At 45.3% G+C, this 25,240-nt stretch carries 23 protein-coding genes; 6 read left to right on the top strand and 17 right to left on the bottom strand.

The genetic code is table 11. The annotated features are described in order from the left end of the window. Window positions 1-723: 723 nt before the first annotated feature. On the bottom strand, window positions 724-1,341 hold the full coding sequence (locus tag KIV41_RS00185; protein WP_005448544.1) for a cytochrome c: 618 nt from the start codon (window positions 1,339-1,341) through the stop codon (window positions 724-726). Window positions 1,342-1,500: 159 nt separating this feature from the next. Between KIV41_RS00185 and yihA the strand changes: the two genes are divergently transcribed. Beyond that, entirely contained in the window at window positions 1,501-2,160 is a 660-nt protein-coding gene (gene yihA, locus KIV41_RS00180; protein WP_005448545.1) for a ribosome biogenesis GTP-binding protein YihA/YsxC, read from the top strand. Window positions 2,161-2,917: 757 nt separating this feature from the next. Here the strand turns inward: yihA and polA are convergent. From polA to hemB, 3 genes are all read right to left on the bottom strand, one after another. Continuing rightward, window positions 2,918-5,710, bottom strand: coding sequence for a DNA polymerase I (gene polA / locus KIV41_RS00175; RefSeq protein WP_285335491.1), 2,793 nt, complete (start codon window positions 5,708-5,710; stop codon window positions 2,918-2,920). Between the two features lie 618 nt (window positions 5,711-6,328). After that, window positions 6,329-6,763 (bottom strand): GNAT family N-acetyltransferase, encoded by a 435-nt coding sequence (locus tag KIV41_RS00170; RefSeq protein ID WP_171305021.1) that lies wholly within the window; start codon window positions 6,761-6,763, stop codon window positions 6,329-6,331. 125 nt (window positions 6,764-6,888) lie between these two features. Beyond that, the gene (gene hemB, locus KIV41_RS00165; protein ID WP_010444934.1) at window positions 6,889-7,950 is read right to left on the bottom strand and encodes a porphobilinogen synthase; all 1,062 of its coding nucleotides are present in this window, start codon (window positions 7,948-7,950) and stop codon (window positions 6,889-6,891) included. Window positions 7,951-8,136: 186 nt separating this feature from the next. Between hemB and KIV41_RS00160 the strand changes: the two genes are divergently transcribed. Beyond that, window positions 8,137-8,901 (top strand): TatD family hydrolase, encoded by a 765-nt coding sequence (locus KIV41_RS00160; protein WP_285335490.1) that lies wholly within the window; start codon window positions 8,137-8,139, stop codon window positions 8,899-8,901. A 64-nt stretch (window positions 8,902-8,965) separates the two neighbouring features. On the opposite strand, the gene KIV41_RS24855 is transcribed toward KIV41_RS00160, so the two are convergent. From KIV41_RS24855 to rmuC, 8 genes are all read right to left on the bottom strand, one after another. Continuing rightward, window positions 8,966-9,415, bottom strand: coding sequence for a lysozyme inhibitor LprI family protein (locus KIV41_RS24855; RefSeq protein WP_010444930.1), 450 nt, complete (start codon window positions 9,413-9,415; stop codon window positions 8,966-8,968). A 271-nt stretch (window positions 9,416-9,686) separates the two neighbouring features. Beyond that, window positions 9,687-10,436: a twin-arginine translocase subunit TatC gene (tatC, locus tag KIV41_RS00150; RefSeq protein WP_005429982.1), complete on the bottom strand. Its 750-nt coding sequence runs from the start codon at window positions 10,434-10,436 to the stop codon at window positions 9,687-9,689. A 68-nt stretch (window positions 10,437-10,504) separates the two neighbouring features. Next, window positions 10,505-10,903, bottom strand: coding sequence for a Sec-independent protein translocase protein TatB (gene tatB / locus KIV41_RS00145; protein ID WP_005430029.1), 399 nt, complete (start codon window positions 10,901-10,903; stop codon window positions 10,505-10,507). Between the two features lie 3 nt (window positions 10,904-10,906). Then, a complete protein-coding gene (gene tatA, locus KIV41_RS00140) occupies window positions 10,907-11,155 on the bottom strand; it encodes a Sec-independent protein translocase subunit TatA (RefSeq protein ID WP_005429959.1) in 249 nt (82 codons plus the stop codon). 48 nt (window positions 11,156-11,203) lie between these two features. After that, on the bottom strand, window positions 11,204-12,838 hold the full coding sequence (ubiB, locus tag KIV41_RS00135; RefSeq protein ID WP_285335489.1) for a ubiquinone biosynthesis regulatory protein kinase UbiB: 1,635 nt from the start codon (window positions 12,836-12,838) through the stop codon (window positions 11,204-11,206). Further along, window positions 12,835-13,470, bottom strand: a complete 636-nt coding sequence (locus KIV41_RS00130) for an SCP2 domain-containing protein (protein ID WP_285335488.1) — start codon at window positions 13,468-13,470, stop codon at window positions 12,835-12,837. Before KIV41_RS00130 ends, ubiB begins: the two co-directional genes overlap by 4 nt. A gap of 11 nt (window positions 13,471-13,481) precedes the next feature. Then, complete coding sequence (gene ubiE, locus KIV41_RS00125) at window positions 13,482-14,261, bottom strand: bifunctional demethylmenaquinone methyltransferase/2-methoxy-6-polyprenyl-1,4-benzoquinol methylase UbiE (RefSeq protein ID WP_045386158.1); 780 nt, start codon at window positions 14,259-14,261, stop codon at window positions 13,482-13,484. Between the two features lie 78 nt (window positions 14,262-14,339). Next, window positions 14,340-15,872: a DNA recombination protein RmuC gene (rmuC, locus tag KIV41_RS00120; protein WP_045386155.1), complete on the bottom strand. Its 1,533-nt coding sequence runs from the start codon at window positions 15,870-15,872 to the stop codon at window positions 14,340-14,342. A gap of 169 nt (window positions 15,873-16,041) precedes the next feature. Between rmuC and KIV41_RS00115 the strand changes: the two genes are divergently transcribed. After that, window positions 16,042-16,947: a DMT family transporter gene (locus tag KIV41_RS00115; protein ID WP_045386153.1), complete on the top strand. Its 906-nt coding sequence runs from the start codon at window positions 16,042-16,044 to the stop codon at window positions 16,945-16,947. Window positions 16,948-17,146: 199 nt separating this feature from the next. Further along, window positions 17,147-19,594 (top strand): GGDEF and EAL domain-containing protein, encoded by a 2,448-nt coding sequence (locus KIV41_RS00110; protein ID WP_045386151.1) that lies wholly within the window; start codon window positions 17,147-17,149, stop codon window positions 19,592-19,594. A gap of 42 nt (window positions 19,595-19,636) precedes the next feature. Here the strand turns inward: KIV41_RS00110 and KIV41_RS00105 are convergent, their stop codons facing one another. The 3 genes from KIV41_RS00105 to ftnA form a co-directional block, all read right to left on the bottom strand. Next, window positions 19,637-20,830, bottom strand: coding sequence for an NAD(P)/FAD-dependent oxidoreductase (locus KIV41_RS00105; RefSeq protein ID WP_285335487.1), 1,194 nt, complete (start codon window positions 20,828-20,830; stop codon window positions 19,637-19,639). Between the two features lie 202 nt (window positions 20,831-21,032). Next, the gene (gene uspB / locus KIV41_RS00100) at window positions 21,033-21,356 is read right to left on the bottom strand and encodes a universal stress protein UspB (RefSeq protein WP_010444905.1); all 324 of its coding nucleotides are present in this window, start codon (window positions 21,354-21,356) and stop codon (window positions 21,033-21,035) included. 90 nt (window positions 21,357-21,446) lie between these two features. Then, complete coding sequence (gene ftnA, locus KIV41_RS00095; protein ID WP_010444903.1) at window positions 21,447-21,974, bottom strand: non-heme ferritin; 528 nt, start codon at window positions 21,972-21,974, stop codon at window positions 21,447-21,449. 210 nt (window positions 21,975-22,184) lie between these two features. Here ftnA and uspA point away from each other — a divergent pair, with 210 nt between their 5' ends. Then, complete coding sequence (gene uspA / locus KIV41_RS00090) at window positions 22,185-22,610, top strand: universal stress protein UspA (protein ID WP_010444901.1); 426 nt, start codon at window positions 22,185-22,187, stop codon at window positions 22,608-22,610. Between the two features lie 70 nt (window positions 22,611-22,680). Next, a complete protein-coding gene (locus KIV41_RS00085) occupies window positions 22,681-23,559 on the top strand; it encodes a carboxylate/amino acid/amine transporter (protein ID WP_010444899.1) in 879 nt (292 codons plus the stop codon). A gap of 74 nt (window positions 23,560-23,633) precedes the next feature. On the opposite strand, the gene KIV41_RS00080 is transcribed toward KIV41_RS00085, so the two are convergent. Both KIV41_RS00080 and KIV41_RS00075 read right to left on the bottom strand, forming a co-directional pair. Then, window positions 23,634-24,233 carry a hypothetical protein gene (locus KIV41_RS00080; protein WP_088881487.1) on the bottom strand — a complete coding sequence of 200 codons (600 nt, stop codon included), beginning with the start codon at window positions 24,231-24,233 and terminating at the stop codon, window positions 23,634-23,636. 207 nt (window positions 24,234-24,440) lie between these two features. Further along, the gene (locus KIV41_RS00075) at window positions 24,441-25,220 is read right to left on the bottom strand and encodes a class I SAM-dependent methyltransferase (RefSeq protein WP_010444895.1); all 780 of its coding nucleotides are present in this window, start codon (window positions 25,218-25,220) and stop codon (window positions 24,441-24,443) included. Window positions 25,221-25,240 lie beyond the last annotated feature (20 nt).

Here is a 25,240-nt window from a genome sequence, read left to right as displayed (position 1 = left end):
ATGCGAAACATACCAGAAAGTGGACTCAGATTGGAGTGTTACTGGATACTTTTTCAGCAGTTTTTGTTAAAAAAGTTTTTATCGGAATTGAAGGTATAAAAAAAGCGACAGTGAGACTGTCGCTTTCTGAATGCCACCAATAGTGGCGAAACTGTGTTGCACTCATTTGGTGCACCAAGAATCCTTTTGTTTTTCGAGCTTTCCTTGCCAAAAAGTGTTGTTCTTCATCTTCCTGATGAGTTTTGGCTATCCGTTTACTTCCTGTCTACTGAGCTACTTCCTGAGCTTGATCCGTTTCGCTGTCTTAACCGTTAGACTAGATGACCATCCATATCTGATAGGCTCCTTGCCTACCTAAGTCCCTTTTCCGACTATCAAACGTCCTTCGTTTGCGTCCTTGGAGACCTTATATCCATGGTCTAAATTCCTGTCATTCACTCCTTGTGAACAGCCTCTACTTTACGGACTGGATAAAAACCGACAAGTCATTGAAAAGAATTATTGATAGGATTTTTTGGTCAAAAATAAATAGTCTAATCTATCAATCACTTAAAGAACAAGATGAGAAATAGTATCGAACAAGTATGGCAAATGTCTCACAAAGCACCGAGCTAACTATCACTTGTGAATGAAAATCCATATGTGATCAAGATCACTAACAAAAATGCCCCAGCAAAAAAGCTAGGGCATATTTGTATAACTGTGCTCGAACTATGTAGGGGTTTAGTGCAGACCGCCAACGTATTTCGACAGAACTTCGATGTCTTCGTCTGTCATTTTTTTCGCGATGTCACGCATCATGGCGTTCATATCGTTACCACGGTTACCATCACGGAACTTTTCTAGCTGAGCTTTGATGTAGTCAGAGTGCTGACCAGAAATTTTAGGGAAACCTGAAAGCTCAGTGCCGTTACCACGAGGGCCGTGACATGCGATACATGCGGTTAGACCGCGTTCTGCGTTACCAGCGGTGTAAAGTACTTTACCTTTGTCAACAACATCTTCTGGTGTTGAACTCTCTGAGATTGGTAGAGAGGCATAGTATGCAGATAGATCAGCGATGTCTTCATCGCTCAGTGGCATTGCCATACCACTCATCACAGGGTCGTAACGACCTTGCTTACCACCACTAGTCATACCTAGTTTTAGATCTTTTAACTGCTTCTCAAGATACTTAGCGTGTTGGCCTGCAAGTTTCGGGTACATTGCGATTGCACTGTTACCGTCCGCTCCGTGACAGGCGACACAAGTTTGTGATTTTGCTTTACCAGCTTCAATATTACCTTGGGCCCATACTGAGCAACTGGCTAAAAGACTCAAAATTAGCGCTAATTTCTTCATGACATTCCATTATAATTATCAAGCTTCCAGTACCACGGAATGTGAACATACCGCGTACACTCATGGTACAATAGGCGACCTTATGCCGAGCACGGTTATTTTACACAATTTCACAAAAAAGTAATCAATCGACTACACAAAGTCGAGATGGAGTTAACAGTGAGCGTAAAAATTCATTACCAAAACACGCATTTCATCACCAGCGCACCCGATATTCGTCACTTACCTGAGGACGAAGGTGTCGAAATTGCGTTTGCAGGACGCTCAAACGCTGGTAAATCGAGTGCACTTAACCGTCTTACTAACCAAAAAAGCTTAGCAAAGACATCAAAGACACCAGGTCGTACTCAATTGATCAACCTTTTCAAAGTGGAAGAAGGTTGTCACATTGTCGATTTGCCAGGATATGGCTTCGCTCAAGTACCGGTTGAGATGAAGAACAAATGGCAAAAATCATTAGGTGAATACCTACAGAAACGCGAGTGCCTAAAAGGCTTGGTGGTTCTGATGGACATCCGTCACCCAATGAAAGATCTCGACCAACAAATGATTTTCTGGGCAATCGACAGCCGCATCCCTGTTCAAGTTCTTCTGACTAAAGCAGACAAACTGAAAAGCGGTGCTCGCAAACAAACGCTACTGAAAATCCGCAAGCAAGTGGAAACATTTGGTGGTGACGTATCGGTTGATGTGTTCTCTTCACTGAAAGGTCTAGGTGTCGATCAGCTACGTGCCAAACTGGACACTTGGTTTGCACCAGCATTTGCACACTTGATTGAAGAAGACGAGCAAAACGCTCCAGAGAGCGGCGAAGAATAATTAACAAAATTTGTTAAATTTTTTCGACACAGCCCTGCCTTTTGGTGGGGCTTTTGTTTATCTGTCATCTAAAAACGTGAATTTCAGGCAATAAAAATCCCCACCTTCCTGGCAGGGATAACGGGAGAGAAAAATTGGTAATTATTGTTATGTGGCGAAGCATTACTGAACTGAGATTCGATTTCAATAGGTTAAAAAGCAATCTTATTTCCTGCTCACCGACAAATATCCCCACCCAAACCATCCAATAGTCTTAATATTCAGACAGTTAAGTTAAACGAAGTATCAAAAAGACGTAACTTAGTTTCTTTCAAGAAAAAATAATAGTGTGACTGGCGTAAATTTACAGCATGAATAACGCAATAAATTTGAAGGAAAAATCGAGATTTTGCAGTGGCTTAGAGAGGTCAAAAAAGAAGGTTTTTGAGGGTTTAGCTTAACTTACTGATCAAAAAGAAAATTTTTCTTTCGCCCAATAAAAAACGCCCCAGTCAAAAACTGACTGGGGCGGCTGAATCAGCCTAATCCAATAACGTGAAACAAAAGGTCTGAAAGATAGAACATCTTACCTCTGTACCCTACGAGAGATAATGTACAACAATTGGTCAGATTTGCAAAGAACTTTTGTAGTTTTTTTTCATGAAAGTTTTATTAAGCAACATTAAATCTCAGATCTGATTTGCTTTTTTAATGACACAAAAAAGCCAGCGTTTGTGCGCTGGCTCATACTAAATGGGCTAAATTGGCTTAAAAATGACTAGTGTGCTTGATCCCAGTTGTCACCGTGACCTGCTTCTGCCACTAGGGGCACTTTCAGCTCTGCTGCAGATTCCATCAAATTCTGTACTTTACTTTCAATTTCGGACAAAGACGACTCTTCAACTTCAAATACCAGTTCATCGTGTACTTGCATCAGAAGTTTCACTCGACCGTTGCCTTCTTCTTGAATCCACTGATCAACTAACAACATCGCTTTCTTGATGATGTCTGCAGCGGTACCTTGCATCGGTGCATTGATCGCTGCACGTTCTGCCGCCTTACGACGCATGCCGTTACGAGATTGAATTTCAGGAAGGTGTAGACGGCGACCAAAGATGGTCTCGACGAAGCCTTGCTCTGAAGCCGCACTGCGCGTGTCTTCCATGTACTGCATCACGCCTGGATAGCGCTCGAAGTACTTGTCCATGTACGCTTGAGCTTCACCACGAGGAATACCCAGTTGCTTCGCCAAACCAAATGCACTCATGCCGTAGATTAGACCGAAGTTAACCGCTTTTGCGCGACGACGCTGCTCGCTGGAAACGTCTTCAATAGAAACGCCCATGATTTCTGCAGCCGTCGCTGCATGGATATCTTTGCCATGGCGGAATGCATCAAGCAGCGCTTGGTCATCCGATAAGTGCGCCATAATACGCAATTCAATCTGTGAGTAGTCGACAGCCAGAATCTTGTACCCTGTAGGAGCAATAAATGCTTGGCGAATACGGCGACCTTCTTCGTTACGAATTGGGATATTCTGCAAGTTAGGATCGGTCGATGATAGACGACCCGTTGCGGTTACCGCTTGATGATAAGACGTGTGTACACGACCCGTTGATGGATTGATCATCTTCGGCAATTTGTCAGTGTATGTGGATTTTAGCTTCGCCAGACCACGGTACTCCAAAATCAGTTTTGGTAGTGGGTAGTCCAAAGCCAGCTCTTGCAGCACTTCTTCATTGGTAGAAGGCGTACCTGAAGGCGTCTTCTTAATAACCGGTAGACCCATTTTCTCAAATAGGATTGCTTGCAGCTGCTTAGGTGAGTTCATGTTGAACTCTTGTTCCGCAATCTCGTAGGCTTTTTGCTCAAGCTCTTCAAGACGAGCTGCGATTTCTACCGACTGCGCGCCCAACTTCATGTCATCAATCAGTACACCAGTGCGCTCAATACGAGACAACACTGGCACGAGTGGCATTTCAATCTCTTCGTAAACCGTTTTTAGCTTTTCATCTTGATCGATGTTCGCCGATAGACGGTTGTGTAGACGAAGTGTCACGTCCGCATCTTCTGCCGCGTATGGAGAAGCTTCATCAAGATCAATTTGGTTGAAGGTTAGCTGGTTCTTACCTTTGCCTGCGATTTGTTCGAATGAAATGCAGCTGTGCTGCAGGAATCGCAGTGCCAAGCTGTCCATATCGTGCTTACCGCCAACACTGTTGTATACGTAAGACGCCAACATAGTGTCGTGCTTGATGCCTTTCATCTCAATGCCATAGCGAGCCAACACAGATGCATCGTATTTTAGGTTCTGACCGACTTTGGCTTGAGCCTCATCTTCAAGAATCGGCTTTAGCTGTGCCAATACCCAATCACGATCCAGTTGCTGCGGCGCATCTAGGTAGTCGTGAGCCACTGGTACATAAGCAGCAATGCCTTCATCTGTTGCAAGTGACAAACCAACCAAGTTTGCCACCATGTAATCTAGGCTGTCGGTTTCGGTATCAAACGCGAATAACTCCGATGCTTTTAGTTTGTCTAACCAAGCATTGAATGAAGCTTCATCTAGGATGGTTTCGTATTGGCTACGGTCGATTTTTACCGCTGAGGTATCCATATCGGCTTTAGATGAAGCAGAACCACCACGCGCTGAGCCAGTTGATTCATCCGCTTCAACCACGCCTGTGCCGCCTTCTAAGAGCTCATTTAGCCAAGATTTAAACGTCAACTGACCGTACAGTTTGATCAGCTCATCTGTGCTTGGTTCTGCTTTTAGCAATGATTCTGGCGTCTCATCCAGCTCCACATCCAGCTTGATGGTGGCAAGCTCGTAAGACAGCATGGCATTGTCTTTGTTGTCGACTAGCTTCTTCGCCATGGTTTTCGAGCCACGGAAGCCAAGTGCAGCGATATCATCAAGGTTTTCGTACAGCTTTGTCAGACCGCCAATGCCTTGTAGCAGAGCCGTTGCGGTTTTGTCACCGACACCCGGAACGCCAGGAATGTTATCAACTTTATCGCCCATCAACGCTAGGTAGTCGATGATCAATTCTGGTGGGATACCAAACTTCTCAACGACACCTTCGCGATCCATCACGACGTTGGTCATGGTGTTGATCAAGGTAACGTTGTCATCCACCAACTGCGCCATATCTTTATCGCCAGTACTGATCAAAACAGGCATGCCTTGCTGCGATGCCTGATAAGCCAGAGTGCCGATCACATCATCGGCCTCTACACCAGGAATACAGATTAGAGGCAGACCCATGGCACGAATGACGTTGTGCAGTGGTTCAATCTGGCAACGAAGATCATCCGGCATTGGTGGGCGATTCGCTTTGTATTCCGGGTACATATCGTCACGGAAGGTTTTACCCTTCGCATCGAAAACCACCGCGATACGATCAGAAGCGAACTGGCGCATCATGCTACGTAACATGTTCACCACACCGTAAACAGCGTTAGTTGGGATTTCACCGTTACTCATCGTGCCAGGGTAAGCGTGAAAAGCGCGATATAGATAAGAAGAGCCGTCGATCAGAATCAACGGATTTTCAGGAATACTTGCCATAATTGTCTGTATCCAAATCAGTACTTAATAGATCTGCTTAGAATGCCATGACTACTGATCCGAATCTATCTTGTTCGCTCGATCCAGCTCTCGGAAATATCCCCGTTTCATACAAACAAAAGACACCAAGCTGTGGATAACTCTGTTAGTAGAAATTATCCACTGGTTTTCCTCAACTAAAAAAAACTGCAAAATAGCAATTTAAACCATTGTTTTTTAATGAAATATTTATAAAAAGACGAAAAGATCAACGATCCTAAAATGATCATGTTATGTGGAAAAGTTAAAAATGATGGCGTCAAATAGAAAAATTAGAAAAGAAAAAGCGACCCATATAGGGTCGCCTAGCAGAAGCGGTAAAGCTATTTCCATTTGTATGGCAGCTTGACCAAGAAGCTATAAATTACACTGGAAGCAATGTGAGCAATGTCGTGTCAAAAAGAATTCGTGCAAGTTCTGGGAAAATGTTTCATTACCTTCTCAACACTCAGTTAATAAACCGCAGTTAATTAGCAATTCAACGTCCTTGTGAACTTTCCTCATTCCCTAAGACAGGTTTAATAATAATGATTCTCATTTAACAGTCAATAGCTAAATGAGAAAAAATCTCATTTATTTTTATAGCGCCTTAATAAAGTGGACTCGAGACTCACGCAAGTTAGGTTTTTCTTCAAATTTTTCAATGATGTAATCATTTCTTAGCAACAAACGGAGCATGGCAGGAAATTGGTTACGTGATTTCACTTTTAAGGTTTTATAGCCCTGCTCAGCGACCCAGTCCTCTTGAGCTTCTAACAACATCTGCGCAACACCCTCATTGCGCGCTTCTGGCGCTACGCCACCGAACCAGCTGTAGAATGAGTGATCATCTAGCTCATAACCAATTTTAAAGCCAAGGATCGCGCCTGCTTTCTCAGCCACTAAGATTAAACTTTTTTTATCTCCAAGGCGCCCTGCCATGGATTCAACCGTCTCACCACGTGCAAACTCAGTAACACGAGCCACCACTTGGATCGCTTCTTCCAGCGTGCCTTCACGAATCAGCATTGTCATTGTCTTACTCTCCAGAAATAAATATACCCAAGTAACTTCAAGCCGTGTGTATTCCGTCTTGAGGGTACTTGGGTATATTCAGACCGACAACAATTGTCGGCCTGGCTTTTCTCATTGAGCGATAATTACTCTTCTGTCGCTTCTTGAGTCTTTACTAGGTGCTCTGCAGCTTGTGCGTTTTCTTCCGCTAACCACTCAGCTACGTCTTTCGCGAAGTAAGTCAGGATGCCATCAGCACCGGCACGTTTGAAACAAAGCAGAGATTCCATCACGGTCTCACGCTCTTTTAACCAACCATTCATGATGGCCGCTTTGTGCATCGCATACTCACCAGAAACTTGGTAAGCGAATGTTGGAACTTGAAGCTCAGTCTTAACACGGCGAACCACATCAAGGTAAGGCATACCAGGCTTAACCATCACCATGTCTGCGCCTTCATTGATGTCGAGTGCTACTTCATGCAGCGCTTCATCGCTGTTTGCAGGATCCATTTGGTAGTTTTTCTTGTTGCCACCTTTTAAGTTCGATGCTGAACCGACCGCATCACGGAATGGACCGTAGTAGTTTGATGCGTACTTCGCAGAGTAAGCCATGATTTGAGTATGGATGTGACCCGCTTCTTCTAGTGCTTCACGGATTTTACCGATACGGCCATCCATCATATCTGATGGTGCAACTACATCTGCGCCGGCTTCTGCGTGAGACAGTGCTTGTTTTACAAGAACTTCGGTTGTTTCATCATTCATCACGTAGCCATCTTCATCGATGATGCCGTCTTGGCCGTGTGTAGTGAATGGGTCGAGTGCCACGTCTGTGATCACACCGATTTGAGGTACGTGCTCTTTTAATGCACGTACTGCGCGCTGAACCAAACCTTCAGGATTGTAGGCTTCAGCCGCACATAAGCTTTTAGCGTCTTGGTTTACGACAGGGAAAAGCGCGATTGCTGGTACGCCTAGGTTCGCTAGGTATTGTGCTTCTTCTAGCATTAAATCAATCGACAAACGCTCTACACCCGGCATCGATTCAACACTTTCACGGCGATCTTTACCCATTAAAACAAACATTGGGTAAATCAGATCGTTTACTGAAACTTGGTTTTCAGCCATCAGACGACGACTAAAATCGTGCTTACGCATACGACGCATACGGCGTGCAGGGAATGGACCTTGAATTGATACAGACACCACTTTCTCCTTGTCTGGAAGGTTACGATGATCAAATCATCTGGTGGCAAAATCATATCACTCTTGATGTACCTTGCGAGCAGCAATATGGAAAAACGGCATGAAAAAAACCGAAAATGACCCAGCACTCACACTCAAGTATACTTCTCACTAATTCCATATACCGATAAACCATAGAGACCAACGATGATCGATACTCACGCTCATATTTACGCTAGCGAATTTGATAACGACCGCGACGAGGTGGTGAAGCGCGCTTTAGAACAAGGCATTGATAGAATTCTGCTGCCAAACATCGATCTTGAATCTATTGAGCCGATGCTAAAAACCGAAGCAACTTACCCTGAGGTTTGTCGTTCAATGATGGGGCTACACCCTTGTTACGTGGACGGCAATGTGGAACAAACACTGGAAATCATTCGTGGCTGGTTTGATAAGCACAACTTCATTGCAGTGGGCGAAATCGGTATCGATCTTTACTGGGATAAAACTTTCCGCGCAGAGCAAGAGATGGCGTTTGTGACTCAGTTAAACTGGGCTAAAGAGATGGATTTACCTGTCGTTATCCATACACGTGACTCTATTGAAGAAACACTGATCTTACTTCGTCAAGAACAAGACGGTCGCTTACGTGGTGTATTCCACTGTTTTGGCGGTAGCGTAGAAGAAGCGCAAGCGATCAACGAGCTAGGATTCCACTTAGGTCTGGGTGGTGTCTCTACGTTTAAAAATGGTGGTATGGATAAGGTCATCCCGCATCTGGATATGGACTGGGTAATTCTAGAAACAGACTGCCCATACCTAGCGCCTGTACCACATCGTGGTAAACGTAACGAGCCGGCTTATACTTCGTTGGTGGCAGCACGCGTAGCGGAATTGCTTGAAGTGCCAATTGAGGAAGTGGATCGCATCACCACTAATAATGCAGAAAAGTTGTTTGCTCTATCATAAGGCCATCTTTAGATAATCATATTGAAGCGGCAAACCGTTGACCGCTTCAATCAACCGACCAAACCTAGTAGTTCTTCACATAATCATACAGTTGGGTCGTTCTCGATTTAATTACGCTCGCTTTGTAATGGAATCGCGATAACCTTGAGGAAGTACCAAAGTTTTCTTGTACCCAATTAACATCAATAAACTCAAATTCTGCATCGCGATATTTAATCCACTGACGTTGTGATTGCTTTAAGTTATCAAATTCTTTTGAAGGTATTTTTTCTCTAGCCAAACCATAGGCGTTGTTCAATTCTGAATCCAGAAAATCCATATAGTTAGAGTATTTTGCCAACACATCAACACCTGTTGAATCTATTGCATTCAACTGACTCTCGTATTGACTCACAACTTCCAAATACCGTTGGGTATAATCAACAGCATCAGGGTTATCGATTGCAAAGCTAGAACTGGAAAAAAAGACAAAACAATAAGTCAGGATATATGTCATAAATTTCTTACCGGCCACGAGAAACTCCTAAAGATATCAATAGATTCATTAACTTACTTTCCTTGTTATTCACCGGATACTAATTCACTCCACTACTTAAGTCTGTAAATGCTATGAGCGTTTATAACTACCTAACAGTTTTTCGACGGCCTTCTACATTATGGGGTTTTCTATTGCATAACATTGTCAGCACTAACACCTCCGTACTCCTTCTTCCAATACGAAAAACCCTGCAAAAAGCAGGGCTCTATATTCGATTAATGAAAGGCGCAGGCATATAACCTCAAGCTTACTCTTCCACTTCTTCTTGTTCGTCATCTTTACGTGTGTAGAAACGCGCGAAGAACAAACCCACCTCAAACAGCAAACACATCGGAATTGCGAGTAGGGTTTGCGAGATCATATCCGGCGGCGTCAATAGCATGCCGACAATAAACGCACACACAATAATGTATGGGCGCTTCTCTTTCAGATCTTGTGGTGTGGTTGCGCCAGTCCAACATAGCAAGATAATTGCTACAGGCACTTCAAACGCAATACCAAACGCCATAAACAGCGCCAGAACAAAATCAAGGTAACTCGAGATGTCGGTTGCGAACTCTACCCCACCAAGAGAGATAGCAGTAAAGAAACCAAACACCAGCGGGAATACCACGAAGTAGGCAAACGCCACGCCGCAATAGAACAACAGTGAGCTCGAGAACAGCAGTGGCATGATCAATCGACGTTCATGCTTGTACAAGCCTGGCGCAACAAATGCCCACACTTGGTACAAGATAAACGGCACCGCAATAAACACCGAAGCAATCAAGGTTAGCTTCAAAGGCGTGAAAAACGGTGAAGCCACATCAGTAGCAATCATCGTGGCACCTTCAGGTAGACGCTCTACCAAAGGCGCTGAGACAAACTCATAGATGTGGTTAGAGAAGTAAATTAGTCCAACAAACACCACCAATACTGCAGCAATGGCTTTGAGCAGTCGGTTGCGAAGTTCTAATAAATGACTAATTAAAGGTTGTGTCTGCTCGACGGTAGACATGGCAAACCTCTTTTTTAAAACCTGATCAAAAAGGAGCTACCAATCACTAGTAGCTCCTCCTAATGAGACTATTCGGCTTTCTTATCTGCCGCTGTAACCTTAATCTCTTCCGCTTTCTCAACGGTTTCAGTCGCAGGTGCCTCTTGTTTAGGCTCCGCTTCTGATTTGGTTGGCTCCGCGTAAGGGCGGTTTACAGATTGCGCCGCTTTCTTCAACTCTTCGACTGAAGATTTCAGCTCAGGAGATAGATCATCCATCCCCATTTGCTCAGCTTTGCGCAAGTTTTCTTGCAGTTCTTGAACTTTCAGCTCGTGTGACAACTCGTCTTTGACGCTGTTTGCCATACTCTTCGCTGCTCCGACAAAACGAGAGACACTGCGGATGGCATGTGGCAAACGCTCGGGACCAAGAACAACCAGACCAACAACAGATATTAATACCAGTTCCCAAAAACCGATATCAAACACGTTTTACGCCTGCTCTTTGTCTTTTTTCGATTCAGGAGCTGCTTCTTTCTTTTGCTGCTCTTCTAGACTTTTTGGCTCGAAGTCTGCGTCTTTGTCGTCTTTCTTCGCAGGCTCATCTTCGCTCATTGCTTTTTTGAAGCCCTTAACGGCACCACCCAGATCGCCACCGATACCGCGTAGTTTCTTAGTTCCGAATAGCAATACAACAATTACAGCAATGATTAGAAGTTGCCAAACACTGATACCACCCATTCTTTTTACCTCGGGTCTTTAAACAAATTTATTTCAAGAGTTTAACGTCTATCGACGATAAGCTCGCCAACTAAGCAACCAAAATGTGACCCCTGCGATACCGCAGGCCATCGATAGCTGCTCATAAGCGTTATCCACCAATATTGCCGAGCATACGACTAAAGTGGCTCCAACACCAAATAAAAACTTTCCTGTCGCCTGCTGACGCTTACTCTGACGGTAACCTTGGTAAAGCTGATCCATGCGTTGATTCATGGCTTTACCTTGTTTAAGGCTATCGTAAAGCAGCTCCGGCAGTTCCGGTAACTTCTCTGCCCAAAACGGCGCACGGTCTTTAATGGCATTCACTAAAGCTTGCGGACCGACTTGGTTCATCATCCATTCTTCAAGGAAAGGTTTCGCGGTCTCCCACAAATCTAGTTGCGGGTACAACTGGCGACCCAGTCCTTCGACGTACAACAGCGTTTTTTGTAGCAATACAAGCTGCGGCTGCACTTCCATATTGAATCGACGCGCAGTGTTGAACAGGTTCAACAGTACGTGACCGAAAGAGATTTCACACAGTGGTTTAGCAAAGATTGGCTCACACACAATGCGAATCGCAAATTCAAATTCATCGACATTGGTATCGGCAGGTACCCACCCCGAATCAACGTGCAATTCCGCTACGCGGCGGTAGTCACGATTGAAGAAAGCGAGGAAGTTTTCCGCCAGATAGCGTTTGTCTTCACTATTAAGTGTACCAACGATCCCGCAATCCAGCCCAATCCACATCGGATTCTCTGGATGCTCCGGTTTAACGAACACGTTGCCCGGGTGCATGTCGGCATGGAAAAAGCTGTCTCGGAACACCTGAGTGAAGAACACACTCACACCGCGTTCCGCGAGCAATTTCATATTGGTGCCATTTGCTTCCAAGCCTTCAATATCAGAGACTTGGATGCCATATATTCGCTCAGAAACCATGACAGTTTCATTACTAAAGTCAGGAAAAACTTCTGGTACGTAAAGCTCTTCACTGCCCTCGAAGTTGCGACGCAGTTGAATCGCGTTCGCCGCTTCACGACGCAAATCGAGTTCATCAAGTAAGGTTTTTTCATACTCGCGAACCACTTCAACTGGTTTCAAACGACGTGCTTCAGGCATCGCTCCGGCGACTATACGCGCCATTCGGTGCATCAGTTTTAGATCTGAATCAATGACCGGACGAATATCTGGACGGATGACCTTTAATACCACTTCTTGGTTAGTGTCTTTTAATCGCGCTGTATGCACCTGAGCAATCGACGCAGACGCTAACGGTTTGATATCAAATTCAGTAAACCAGTTTTCTAATGGACCGCCCAGAGCGAGTTCCATTTGTTCTTTCGCTAACTGCCCATCAAATGGCGCAACTTGGTCTTGCAAAAGCGCAAGAGGATCAGCGATATGCGGTGGGAAAAGGTCACGGCGAGTCGACATCATCTGACCGAACTTAATCCAAACCGGACCAAGTTCTTGCAGAGCGAGACGAAGGCGTTCACCCAGTGGTTTTTCTGGGTGCTTGTTCTTCATCCAGAATAGGCTTTTGCGCATCAAAAGCGGCGCTTTGGTCAGTTGATGATCGGGCAACAACTCATCCAAGCCGTATTCCAGCTGAACTTTAATGATGTGGTATAAGCGCTTTATTTCTGCTGGCGTCATGAGTTCTCCAGCGCAGGCTTATCCGAATCGAACTTGTTTAGTAGTGCGTTTAGGCGCGCTTCAACGCGAGAAGCTTGGCTGCGAAGGTCGTCCACTTGGTCACAGAAATGAGCAATTTCTAGCGGTGCTGGCGCCAGTTTCCACTCTTCTGTTACTACTTGAGCAAGATGGCGTTGGTGTTTTTCTGCTTGAGAAGCAAAGAAACCACCGACGTTTTTGGTGCCTTGCACAAAAGTATGTGCCACGACATCACCTGTCACGCGAGACAACCATTCTTCGATATCAGGTTTGCAATCCACCATCAATTGAGAGAATTTCTGTGCCAATTGAATGTCACCTTCAAGCTCAAGTTTGTCTTGCTTGATAAGGCGGGTGATGTTGGCTTGATCGCGCAACTCAGGCAGTACGCTTAGATTCAACGACAGATAACAATCTGGCTGACCTTCGTAATTACCCAAAACATCGATTTGCTGGCTGAAGATGAACGTCAGCGTCTTATTGATTTCTTTCAGATGAATTTGAATCACCTGACCTTTAAGACGTGACAAACGACGACCCAATTCAGGATCGTCTTTAATCAGCGTATTTAATGTCGTTTCAATAACGGCTGTGATAAGAGGTTCAAATGGCATACCGCTTATCCTTAGAATTTGTAGCCGCGGTGCAGCGCCACAATACCACCCGTTAGGTTGTAGTATTTGGTGTTTTCGAAGCCTGCTTCTTTCATCATGCCTTCCAGCGTATCTTGGTCTGGGTGCATGCGGATAGACTCAGCTAGGTAACGGTAGCTGTCTGCGTCGTTCGCTACTAGTTCACCCATTTTTGGCAATAGGTGGAATGAGTACGCGTCGTACACTTTTGATAGCGGGTCTAGGATTGGTTTTGAGAACTCAAGCACCAACAAACGACCACCTGGCTTCAATACGCGGAACATAGAGCGCAGTGCTTTGTCTTTATCAGTTACGTTACGTAGACAGAAGCTGATAGTGATCACGTCAAAGTAATCATCTGGAAAAGGCAGTTCTTCTGCATTCGCTTGCACGTAATGCACGTTACCTACAATGCCGTTGTCGCGTAGCTTGTCACGACCTACATTCAGCATTGAGTTGTTGATGTCCGCTAGGATTACGTGGCCTTGATCGCCTACAATGCGCGAGAATTTCGCCGTTAAATCGCCAGTACCACCACCTAGGTCAAGAACACGTTGTCCCGGACGAGCGCCACTGCAATCAATAGTAAAACGCTTCCAAAGGCGATGAACGCCACCTGACATCAGGTCATTCATGATGTCGTATTTTGCTGCCACTGAGTGGAAAACTTCGGCAACTTTGGTCACTTTTTCGTCTTTTGCCACGGTGGTAAAACCAAAGTGGGTAGTGTCATTTTCTAACGCTGTATTTGATTGCACGCTTGTGTCCGTCATTCTGATTCCTCTTGGGCAGCACTTTCTCACTTCGGGGCGGTTGCTGACAAATATAGTCGCCCACTGTACTGCGGGCGATTAGTTTACTTTATCCTCAGCCGGATGTCTTTCTACTAAAGAAGCATTTTCCGAAAATGACTCACTCTGCGCTAACTGGGCAAGATCAGGAGAAATAGGACGTTTTACCTCAACCCCGAGTTGCTTAAAGCTTTCCGCCTGACGGATCACGTTGCCGCGCCCTGTCGCCAACTTATTCATCGCGCCTTGGTACGTTTGGTTGGCTTTGTCTAATGCGCCGCCCAGCCCTTCCATATCGTCTACAAACAAGCGTAGTTTGTCATACAACTTCGCAGCGCGTTCAGCGATCAGTTGGGCGTTTTCGTTTTGGCGCTCGTTACGCCACAAGTTATCTATCGTACGTAGCGCCACCAGCAAAGTGGTAGGACTGACCAAAATAATATTTTGTTCCATTGCGTCTTTAACCAAGCTCGGGTCAGCTTGAATTGCAACTTGGAATGCAGGTTCCACCGGAATAAACATCAGCACGTAGTCTAAGCTCTGGATGCCTTTTAACTGGTGGTAATCTTTAAGGCTCAAACCTTTGATGTGCGCGCGCAGCGCGGCTAAGTGATCGCTCAGCGCCTGCTCTCGTTGAACGTCGTTCTCTGCGTTGAAGTAGCGCTCGTATGCCACCAGCGCCATTTTCGAATCGACCACCACTTGCTTGTTTTGCGGTAAGTGAACAATCACATCCGGTTGATAGCGTTTGCCCGCTTCGTTTTGCAAACTCACCTGAGTTTGATACTCATGCCCTTCACGCAAACCAGACTCCGCCAAGACACGAGCCAGAACCACTTCACCCCAGTTGCCCTGCTGCTTGTTGTCACCTTTCAGAGCTTGAGTCAGATTGACCGCTTCTCGGGTCATGTGCTCATTCAAGCGTTGCAGGTTCTTCAACTCATGCACCAAGGTGTGACGCTCTTTGGCTTCTTGGCTAAAGCTGTCGTTAACTTGTTTTTTGAACCCTTCCAGCTGCTCTTTTAGTGGAGACAGCAAACCTTCCAAGCTCTGACGGTTTTGCATATCGACTTTGGCGGTTTTCTCTTCAAACAACTGATTCGCTAGGTGTTCAAATTGCTGCTTCAAACGCACTTCTGCTTGTTCAAGAATTTGCAGTTTTTCTGCATTGGCTTGGTTGATTTGCTCGTGGCGCGCTTGCTGCTCACCAAGTTGTGTTTCAAGACGCGATTTGTGCTCACGCATCTGCCCTAGCTCATCAAAATACTGCTGACGCTCTTGCTTCACTGCTTCGAAGTAACGCAGCTTTTCCATCGCCGCCATCAATTTACCGTGAGTTTGGCGCACCTCGAATGCTGCTTTATCGCGTTCATCATCGAGTTCATCTAGTTCTTGCTGCGCCTCAGCAAGGCTTTGCTTCACTTGCTCAAGTTGTTGTTGATGAAGTTGTTTTTCAGAAAAGAGCTGTTGTTCAAGTAGCTGGGTTTGCGTGGCAAAACGTTGTTTGACCCACCAACCCACTGCAATGCCGCTAATAGTCGCGGTAAAAAGAGAAGACAGAATGAGAGATTGATGCTCAAGAATCCATTGCATAATAGCGAGTTAGCCTGTGTTTTTTATCTCTAATAATGGTATTTACACACTGGATAAATGTCCAGTTTGTTGGATGAAAAATCCTCGCATACACTAGGTGCTCCATACAACATTCTCACACTAGCTCAAACCAACAGCGATGAGCGGTACATCATCACACAGAGGCATCATGAACGAGCGTCGCGCCCTAGGATTTGGGCTATCAGCGGTATTACTTTGGTCAACAGTAGCGACCGCATTTAAATTGACTTTGGCGGAATTCACACCGATTCAGATGCTGACCATGGCGAGTATTGTCTCGGCCATCGCACTCATCATGGTATGTGGTGTGCAGGGGAAGTTGAATCAGCTCAGCTCGACGTTCCTTTCCAACCCTTGGTACTACTTGCTGCTTGGATTGATTAACCCGCTGGCGTACTACCTTATCTTGTTTAAAGCATACGACTTACTGCCAGCCTCCCAAGCACAGGCGATCAACTACAGTTGGGCGATCACGCTCACCTTGATGGCGGCGGTTTTCTTGGGTCAGAAGATCCGCAATAAAGACTGGATTGCTTGTGGCTTTAGTTACTTGGGTGTCATCGTAATTGCCACCAAAGGCAACGTGCTCGGACTGGAATTCGAAAGTCCGCTTGGTGTGGGATTAGCGCTACTTTCAACACTACTTTGGGCAAGTTACTGGATTCTCAACACCAAAAACAAAGCCGATCCAGTGGTGGGCGTGCTATTGGGCTTTCTGGTCGCGATTCCGTTTGCGATTGGTTTAAGCATTTATGAAGGCGCAGACTGGAGCCAAATCACCGCGAAAGGTTGGGCGGCAGTGACTTATGTTGGCCTGTTTGAGATGGGCGTGACCTTCGTGTTGTGGCTAACGGCACTCAAGCTCACCGAGAACACCGCACGCATCAGCAACCTGATTTTCGCTTCACCATTCATCTCGCTCATGCTGCTTGCGACCATCATTGGTGAAGAGATTCACCCATCCACTTTGATTGGCTTAGTGCTGATCATCAGCGGCTTGGTGATCCAACAAGTAAAATTTGGCAAAAAGCAGCTTTCAGAGCCCCAGCAATAAATAAAGCGAAACTTTACAAAACCAAATGCAATTTCGTTAAAAAGAGAGATAGCTAACAAATTACTCATCTTATCTCTCATTCTTGACTTGGATTTATGGGGGCTTTGGATACGATATAACCAAAGCCCCAAATTAACTACTCATATTGGTGCACGTGGTAGCGCGCCAAACAGGGGCATGTCAGGATAATTAATTTAATATGTTTCGCTTTGCAATTTCACCAGACCAACTTAATACTTGGCAAGCAGCCCTTGAGCAGTGCTGCCAAGCTTATCAAGCCCAAGGTCAGTTATTTACTTTTAGCTACACTCGCCAATGGCAGTTAAGTGAAGTTAAAACCACCACTGGGCACAGTCGCGATATTGCTGTCCAGCTCGCTTCTGCAACAAGCGATTTCCAACCCCCAAGTTTAACTGTAGAAAGTATCAGCTTTGCCAATCAAGTATTAAGCTACTGCCCTATCTGGTTGCCCGATGAAACGCTATTTGCAGCGATTGCTCTTGTTCATGATAACCATAACTGCGCTGAGTTAGAGGGCTGGCTATCTTCACTCGCAGGGCGCATTAGCTTTGATGCGGGCACTTGCTTTCATCGCGAGCAATCAAGACACCTGCACCAAGACACGTCGCTGCTACCAAGCTTGCAAGAGTTTGTTGATTGTCTTGATGATCATACATGGATAAAGAGCATTGATGGCCGCTACTCTTTGACCAATCGCAGTGTGGAACAAGCATGGAACATGACCAGCAATGACATTGTCGGGAAAAACGACTTTGAGTTATTTAGCCAAGCTCGCGCGGAAAAGTTCATCGATACCGACCAGTTGGTGATCGCGACAGGCAGCCAAAACACTGTTGAAGAGTGCTCTTTGATTGATGACAACAATAACCCGACTTGGCTAGAAACCATCAAATCCCCCGTCCGCAACCATGCTGGTGAGCTGATTGGTATTTTGGGTATGACACGCAACGTTACCCGCAGGAAGATGATAGAAACGCAACTTTCTCTCGCTTCAAAGATATTCAATAACTCTCAAGAAGGGATGGTGATCACCGATCGTCGTGCCAATATCTTAGACGTTAACAGCGCATTTACTCATATCACGGGTTACTCAGCCGCAGAAGTGATAGGAAAAAACCCTAATATTCTTCGTTCTGGACATCATGATGACCGATTTTATCAAGAGCTGTGGCATCAACTAGAAACAAAAGGACAATGGAAAGGCGAATTTATCAATCGCAAAAAGGATGGGTGTATCTATCCGCAGTTAGCGACCATCAGTGCAGTAAAAGATGATAAGAATCATCTGATTAATTATATCTGCGTATTTGAAGATATTACCGTTCGCAAAGCGCATGAAGAGAAGCTTCAACGCATGGCATTTTATGATCCGCTCACTAATCTGCCAAATCGTACACACCTAATCACTCTGCTAGAACAACACATTGAAAGCGGACAAAAAAACCAACAGTCTTTTGCTACGCTATTCCTTGATATTGACCACTTCAAGCATATCAATGACAGCTTAGGTCATTTTTGTGGCGACCAATTGCTAACAAAACTTGCGGAAAGACTGCAACATGTCCTTGATCTATCGGCTCATGTAGCTCGAATTGGTGGTGATGAATTCGTGATCATTTTGCCAGAGATCGATGACAATGAGCACCTAATCACGACGATTAAAGACATTCTCACTGTCTTCAAAAAGCCTTTTTCATTGGCAAACCACGAATCACTGAGAGTATCAACCAGCATCGGTATTGCGCTCTACCCTGAAGATGGTCGAGACAGTGAAACCTTACTTAAAAATGCCGATACGGCTATGTACCTTGCTAAGAAGAATGGACGAAATGGTTATGCTTTCTATTCTCCAGAGCTAACCGATAAGTCGGTATCTCACGTCCGCCTACAATCTGCTTTGCACGAAGCCATTGAGAAAGACGAACTGTATCTCGTGTATCAGCCACAATATCAACTCAGTAATAAAAGCCTAATCGGCGTAGAAGCCCTACTACGTTGGAAACATCCAGAACTTGGCCAAGTTTCTCCAGCGGATTTCATCCCGATCGCTGAAAAAACAGGTTTGATTCAAGTGATTGGTCCTTGGGTCATGGAGCAAGCATGCAAACAAGGCCGATACTGGTTAGATAAAGGCATCGCCTTTGGAAAAATGGCGATCAACGTTTCAGCACTTCAACTGCAAAAAAACGGCTTTATTGAGCGATTGAAAGACATTCTCGAACGCACTCAATTTCCCGCAAACTTGTTGGATCTGGAAATTACCGAGAGCTTTTTGTTGAACGACCCGCGACATGCCATTGAGTCGTTAAACCAACTAAGAGAGCTCGGCGTTGAGATTTCACTGGATGACTTTGGTACTGGCTACTCTTCATTGTCATACCTAAAAGGCTTACCTATTACTAAGCTCAAAGTAGACCGTTCATTCGTCTCTGATGTGCCAAGTAATGAAGATAGTAAAGCCATTGTTGATGCCATCATCGCAATGAGCAATAGCTTGTCATTGAAAGTAGTCGCAGAAGGTATTGAAACAGACGAACAAGCAAAATATCTAAAAGAGAAAGGATGTTTGTACGGGCAAGGCTACCGATTTAGCGCTCCAGTACTGCCAGAAAGGCTGTTTCATTAATAAAAAGACCGAGCACTAGCTCGGTCTTTTTATTCGATCTAATTACACCCACTGACCCGCGACAAAGCCGCTCGACCAACACCACTGGAAATTATAACCACCTAACCAGCCAGTCACATCCATCACTTCGCCAATGAAGTACAAGCCTTTGATGTTCTTACATTCCATGGTTTTTGAAGACAGGTGATCAGTATCTACGCCGCCTAAGGTAACTTCGGCAGTGCGGTAACCTTCCGTACCGTTTGGTGCCACAGCCCAGTTCTCTAAACGCTCAACGATGGTTGCCATCTCTTTCGGGTTGAACTGTTTAAGTGGTTTATCTGCTAATTCTTTACGCTCGATCAGCACTTCAACTAAACGCTTTGGCAGCACTTTCGCCAGTGTATTCTTTAGGGATTGGTTCGGATGCTTCTCACGGCTGCGTTCTAGCAACTCTGCGATGTCGTCGTTTGGCACGAGGTTAATTGTCACCTTCTGACCCGCTTTCCAGAACGAAGAAATCTGCAGAACCGATGGACCAGATAAGCCGCGGTGAGTAAACAGCAGCGCTTCTTTGAACATGGTGCCGTCTTGCGCGGTGATTTCTGCTGGAATCGCAATGCCCGATAGCTCAGCGAAATCTTCTTTGTCTTCTTTATGCAGCGTAAACGGCACTAGACCTGCCGTAGTGGTAATCACTGGAAGCTCGAACTGCTCAGCAATCTTGTAGCCAAATGGCGTCGCGCCAAGCTTAGGCATCGACAGACCGCCGGTGGCAACCACCAAAGATTCACATTCGATATTTTCAGTACCCGCATGCAGACGGAAGCCCGCATCGGTTTTCTCGATCGAATGTACATCACATTGGTAGCGTTGTTGGATGTTTGGCATGTCGCATTCTGCTAGTAGCATCTTAACGATGTCTTTTGCGGTAAACGCGTCAACACAGAATAGCTGTCCGTGATCGCGCTCTTCAAACTCGATGCCATGCTTACTGACCATCGAAATAAAGTCCCAGTTGGTGTACTGCGACAGCGCCGATTTCACGAAATGCGGGTTTTGGCATAAGTAGTTGTTTGCGGAAACATCGTAGTTAGTGAAATTACAACGACCACCACCTGAGATAAGGATTTTACGTCCTGGCTTTTTCGCATGATCCAGCACGAGCACACTGCGTCCGCGCTTACCTGCTTCCGCAGCACACATCAAACCTGCCGCGCCAGCGCCAATTACAACAACATCAAATTTCTTACTCATCGGTAACGCTCAATTACTTATTTAAATTGGTTTATACCCAAGTAACCTCAAGATGCTTGGTTCAGCGAGAATGACTTGGGGTATATAAGTCCAAAAATAAAAAAGGATGTGCGTAATGCACATCCTTGCTTTCTGCGGGCGCTATTCTAACGACAAAAGTCGAGCGGGAAAAGCGCTTAAATTCCAAGCATTGCTTGCTGGCTTATAGAATGAAGGCAGCCAGTAGGGTTACACCGAGTAAAGCGGTCGATAAAATGAAGAGTCCACGTACCCTCTCACACTTACCCGTAAAGATCTCATCGTGGTGATGGTCATATTCTTTACTTTTAATGTAATGGAACAACCTCACTTGTTTGGTGACGTTGCCATGAGTAGTGAAAAATCCATTACCATCCACTTGCTGATACAGCAAAGGATGTGCTTCACGCATGATGTAAATTAGAGAACGAAGAGCGGTTAAGTAACGAACCATATTCAGTCCCGTTACAACCATTAGCGCAAATAAGATTGTGTCTCCACTGATCATCTTTTCCTCCCTACATCTTCAATGATGCTCAAGAGAAAAAGACGACCAATGCTTCGTCCTTTACCCGCTACTTATCGCGTTGAGAACGCGTTATGCAGCTGGAGCATCCATGATTGAAGATGAACCTTCTTTTGCCATTTGTGCTAGATCTTTATCGATGAAGAACAATGCCTTACCATCTTCACCAACCAATTCGATCTTGTCTAAAATCCCTTTAAATAACTTCTCTTCTTCGTGCTGTTCAGCCACGTACCACTGTAGGAAGTTAAACGTTGAGTAGTCTTGGCTTGTAAATGCAACATGCGCTAGTTTGTTGATTTTTTCCGTGATCATTTGCTCATGTTCATAGGTTTCACGGAAAACATCACCTAGGCTCGCAAAATCATGCTTTGGTGCTTCAATTGCACCTAGGATTGGCATTGAGCCAGTTTCACTCACATAAGTGAAAAGACGTTGCATGTGCTCCATTTCTTCTACGGCGTGAGCGCGTAAAAATTCAGCCGCACCTTCAAAACCTTTGTCTTCACACCAAGCACTCATTTGTAAGTATAGATTGGATGAGAAAAATTCTAGGTTAATTTGCTCATTCAATTGTTCAACCATAGTTTGAGACAGCATGTTAACTCCTATTTATGTGCATGCAATATACCCAAATGACCTCAAAAGAGATGGTTCAAAGACAACAAAGTCACTTGGGTATAACGCCACTATAACATGATTCCTTTGCCATGAGATTCTACCTACTAGATTGATATGAGATCACTTCAGCAAAATTATCTTAGACTTAGTGCTAATCTGACAGTATGACCTTATCAAGGAGATGGCAATATGAGTTACAAACACATACTTGTGGCAGTTGACCTATCAGACGACAGTAAAGTGTTGATTAAGAAAGCCGTATCACTGGCTAAACCTCTGGATGCGAAAGTCTCTTTCATTCATATCGATGTGAATTACGCCGAGCTTTACACCGGGCTTATCGATATCAATATGGCGGAGGCGCAACACCAAGCAATGGAAGCGTCGCGCACACAATTGGCCAACTTTGAGGAATATGCGGGATACCCAATCACGCATACTTTGGTTGGTAGCGGTGATTTAAGTAACGAACTGTGCGATACCATTCAAGACTACAGTATCGATTTGGTCGTTTGTGGTCATCACCAAGACTTCTGGAGCAAGATTCTCTCATCGACTCGTCAGCTCATTAACTGCTCACCCGTCGACATGCTGGTCGTACCGCTAAAAGACTAATTTGCATTGGCGTGACCTTAAAACTTGGTTAGACTGCGGGCACATTTGTTGTTGATAAAGATTCTCATCCATGGCTTATCTATCTGCAGTTACCCTGCTTTGGGCATTTTCATTTAGCCTGATCGGCGTTTACCTAGCCGGTCAGGTCGATTCTTGGTTCTCCGTTTTCATGCGCGTTGCGTTGGCGAGCCTCGTTTTCATTCCTTTCTTAAAATTCCGTGGCGTAAGCAAGTCTCTGATCGCAAAACTGATGATCGTCGGCGGCTTCCAGCTCGGTTTGATGTATTGCTTCTACTACCAATCTTTCCTACTCCTTTCTGTACCAGAAGTACTGCTGTTCACCGTATTTACGCCTATTTATGTCACCTTGATTTATGACTTCTTGAAAGGTCGTTTCTCGCCTTGGTATTTGGTTACCGCTGCAATTGCGGTGCTAGGCGCGGCGTGGATTAAGTTTGCAGGCATCAATGAAAACTTCTTGATGGGATTTTTGGTCGTACAAGGGGCAAACCTGTGTTTTGCCATCGGTCAGGTCGGCTACAAGTACATTATGGAAACCGAACCGGTGGATCTGCCGCAGCATACGGTGTTTGGTTATTTCTACTTAGGTGCATTGTGCGTGGCGACCGTTGCTTTTGCTCTAATGGGTAACTTAGACAAGATGCCAACGACAGCAACACAATGGGGTATTTTGACGTACCTAGGCTTGATCGCATCAGGCTTTGGTTACTTTGCGTGGAACAAAGGCGCGACTATGGTCAATGCTGGCGCACTTGCGGTGATGAACAACGCGCTTGTCCCTGCTGGATTGATTGTGAATATCGTGATTTGGAACCGCGATGTTGATGTGACGCGACTTGCTATTGGCGGCGCGATCATCATGCTGTCGCTGTGGATCAATGAGACTTGGGTGAAAAAGCGCGTAGAGATGAGTTACGCCAACAAGTAACACATCGATCCCAACAAACATTCCAACCATAAAAAAAACGCTCTCCAGTTGGAGAGCGTTTTTTGTTGATTCGATTAATGCACTTTGGCTTGCGAGCTTGTGCTCATCAACGCATTAGGTGGTGTTGGTAGCAGCACCTCAAGTTTGGCATTACGCGCTTCAAGCTTGCGCTGGCGTTTGAGCAATTTTTGCTGCTTTTTGGCTAATTTAAGCAATTTCTTCTGCTGCTTATAGTGTTTCTTAACCGCTTTTTTCGCCTTTTTCAGCGCTTTCTTATCTGATAAATCAAACATCGCTGACGTCTCTAGCTGAGTGGCAGGGGTTACGGCTGCTACTTTCGCTGCCAATTTTTTCTCTTTCACTCGTTCCACTACGCGCTTCACGATCGCCGCTTTCTCTGCGCTTTGCTCAGGCGCCATAATGATTGGCGTATCTTGTGTAAGGGAGGGAGTTGGTAGCGCCTCTGCCAACAAACCACATGCTTGCTGTTCAGACAACGGCTTATCTTGGCATTTTTGAGGAGGAATCGCGGCTGGCTTACATAAGGTATCTTTCGAGGCAGAAGAGCGAGCACAAGAACGGCAGACAAACTTAGGTGCCACAACTAGGCGGTGAATATCACCCAGACTCTCAGCAATCTGTTTGCGGCTCATCTTACATAAACGTTTCGCCATGCTACTACTCCAGCTTCCCAATTCTCGACTGTTTTACTCTACGGCATCACACAAGTGAAATAATAATAATTCTTAGTTAGATATACAGTCAGTATGCCGAATTAGCAAGAGAAAAGTATCAATAAGCGGAGCAAACGCCAGATACAAATACAGCGCCAAATCAGGCGCTGTGAGAAGAAGTTTTTTGTCGTCAGACGTTTAGTCGAATTACGCCATTGACGCCTTCACATACACATCGAAACGGTTCTTTTTGGTTTCGATTGCCATGCTTGGCTTTTGCTCATCAAGCCAGTCCGCATAATCAGGGCGCTTGACCACCACACGCTTGCTCGCCAATGCCATTGCTGGTGCCAGCAAACCATCTGCATCAAGATCTGCACCGACCAAAGATTGGAATACGCGCATCTCTTTCTTTACTAATGCCGATTTCTTTTTGTTTTCAGGGTGTGGGTACATCGGGTCGAGATAAACCACATCTGGCTGAACGAAGTCTTTATCTTGCGCCAATTGTTCCAACGCATCATGGCTAGAAGCGTGAATCAAAGACATGCGCTCTGATACCCAAGTGCCAATTTCTGGATCGTGTTTCGCACGCGCCAAGCCATCATCCAGCAATGCAGCGACCACTGGGTGACGTTCAACCATTTGCACTTTACAGCCTAACGACGCCAATACAAACGCATCACGCCCTAAACCCGCTGTGCCATCCAGTACTGTGGGGGTTGCACCTTTGTTCAAGCCCGCAGCTTTCGCAATTGCCTGACCTTTACCGCCACCAAACTTGCGACGATGACCTACTGCACCACCAATCAAATCCACAAAGATTGCACCCAGCTTTGGCTCATCCACTTTACGCAGCTCTAAACGCTCTGTCGTGAGGACTAAGGCAAAGTCACTGTCATCAGTGTGAGAAAGCTGCCAACGCGCAGCGAGTTCATCAAGGTGAGACTGTTGAGATGGGTCTTCACAAATCAATTGCAGTTGCAAAAGGAGGCTCCAGTAAAAAT

Source organism: Vibrio sp. D401a (assembly GCF_030248515.1).
GTDB lineage: Bacteria > Pseudomonadota > Gammaproteobacteria > Enterobacterales > Vibrionaceae > Vibrio > Vibrio rotiferianus.
Note: the sequence above shows the minus strand (reverse complement) of the source record. Positions and strands in the feature narration are given on the sequence as shown.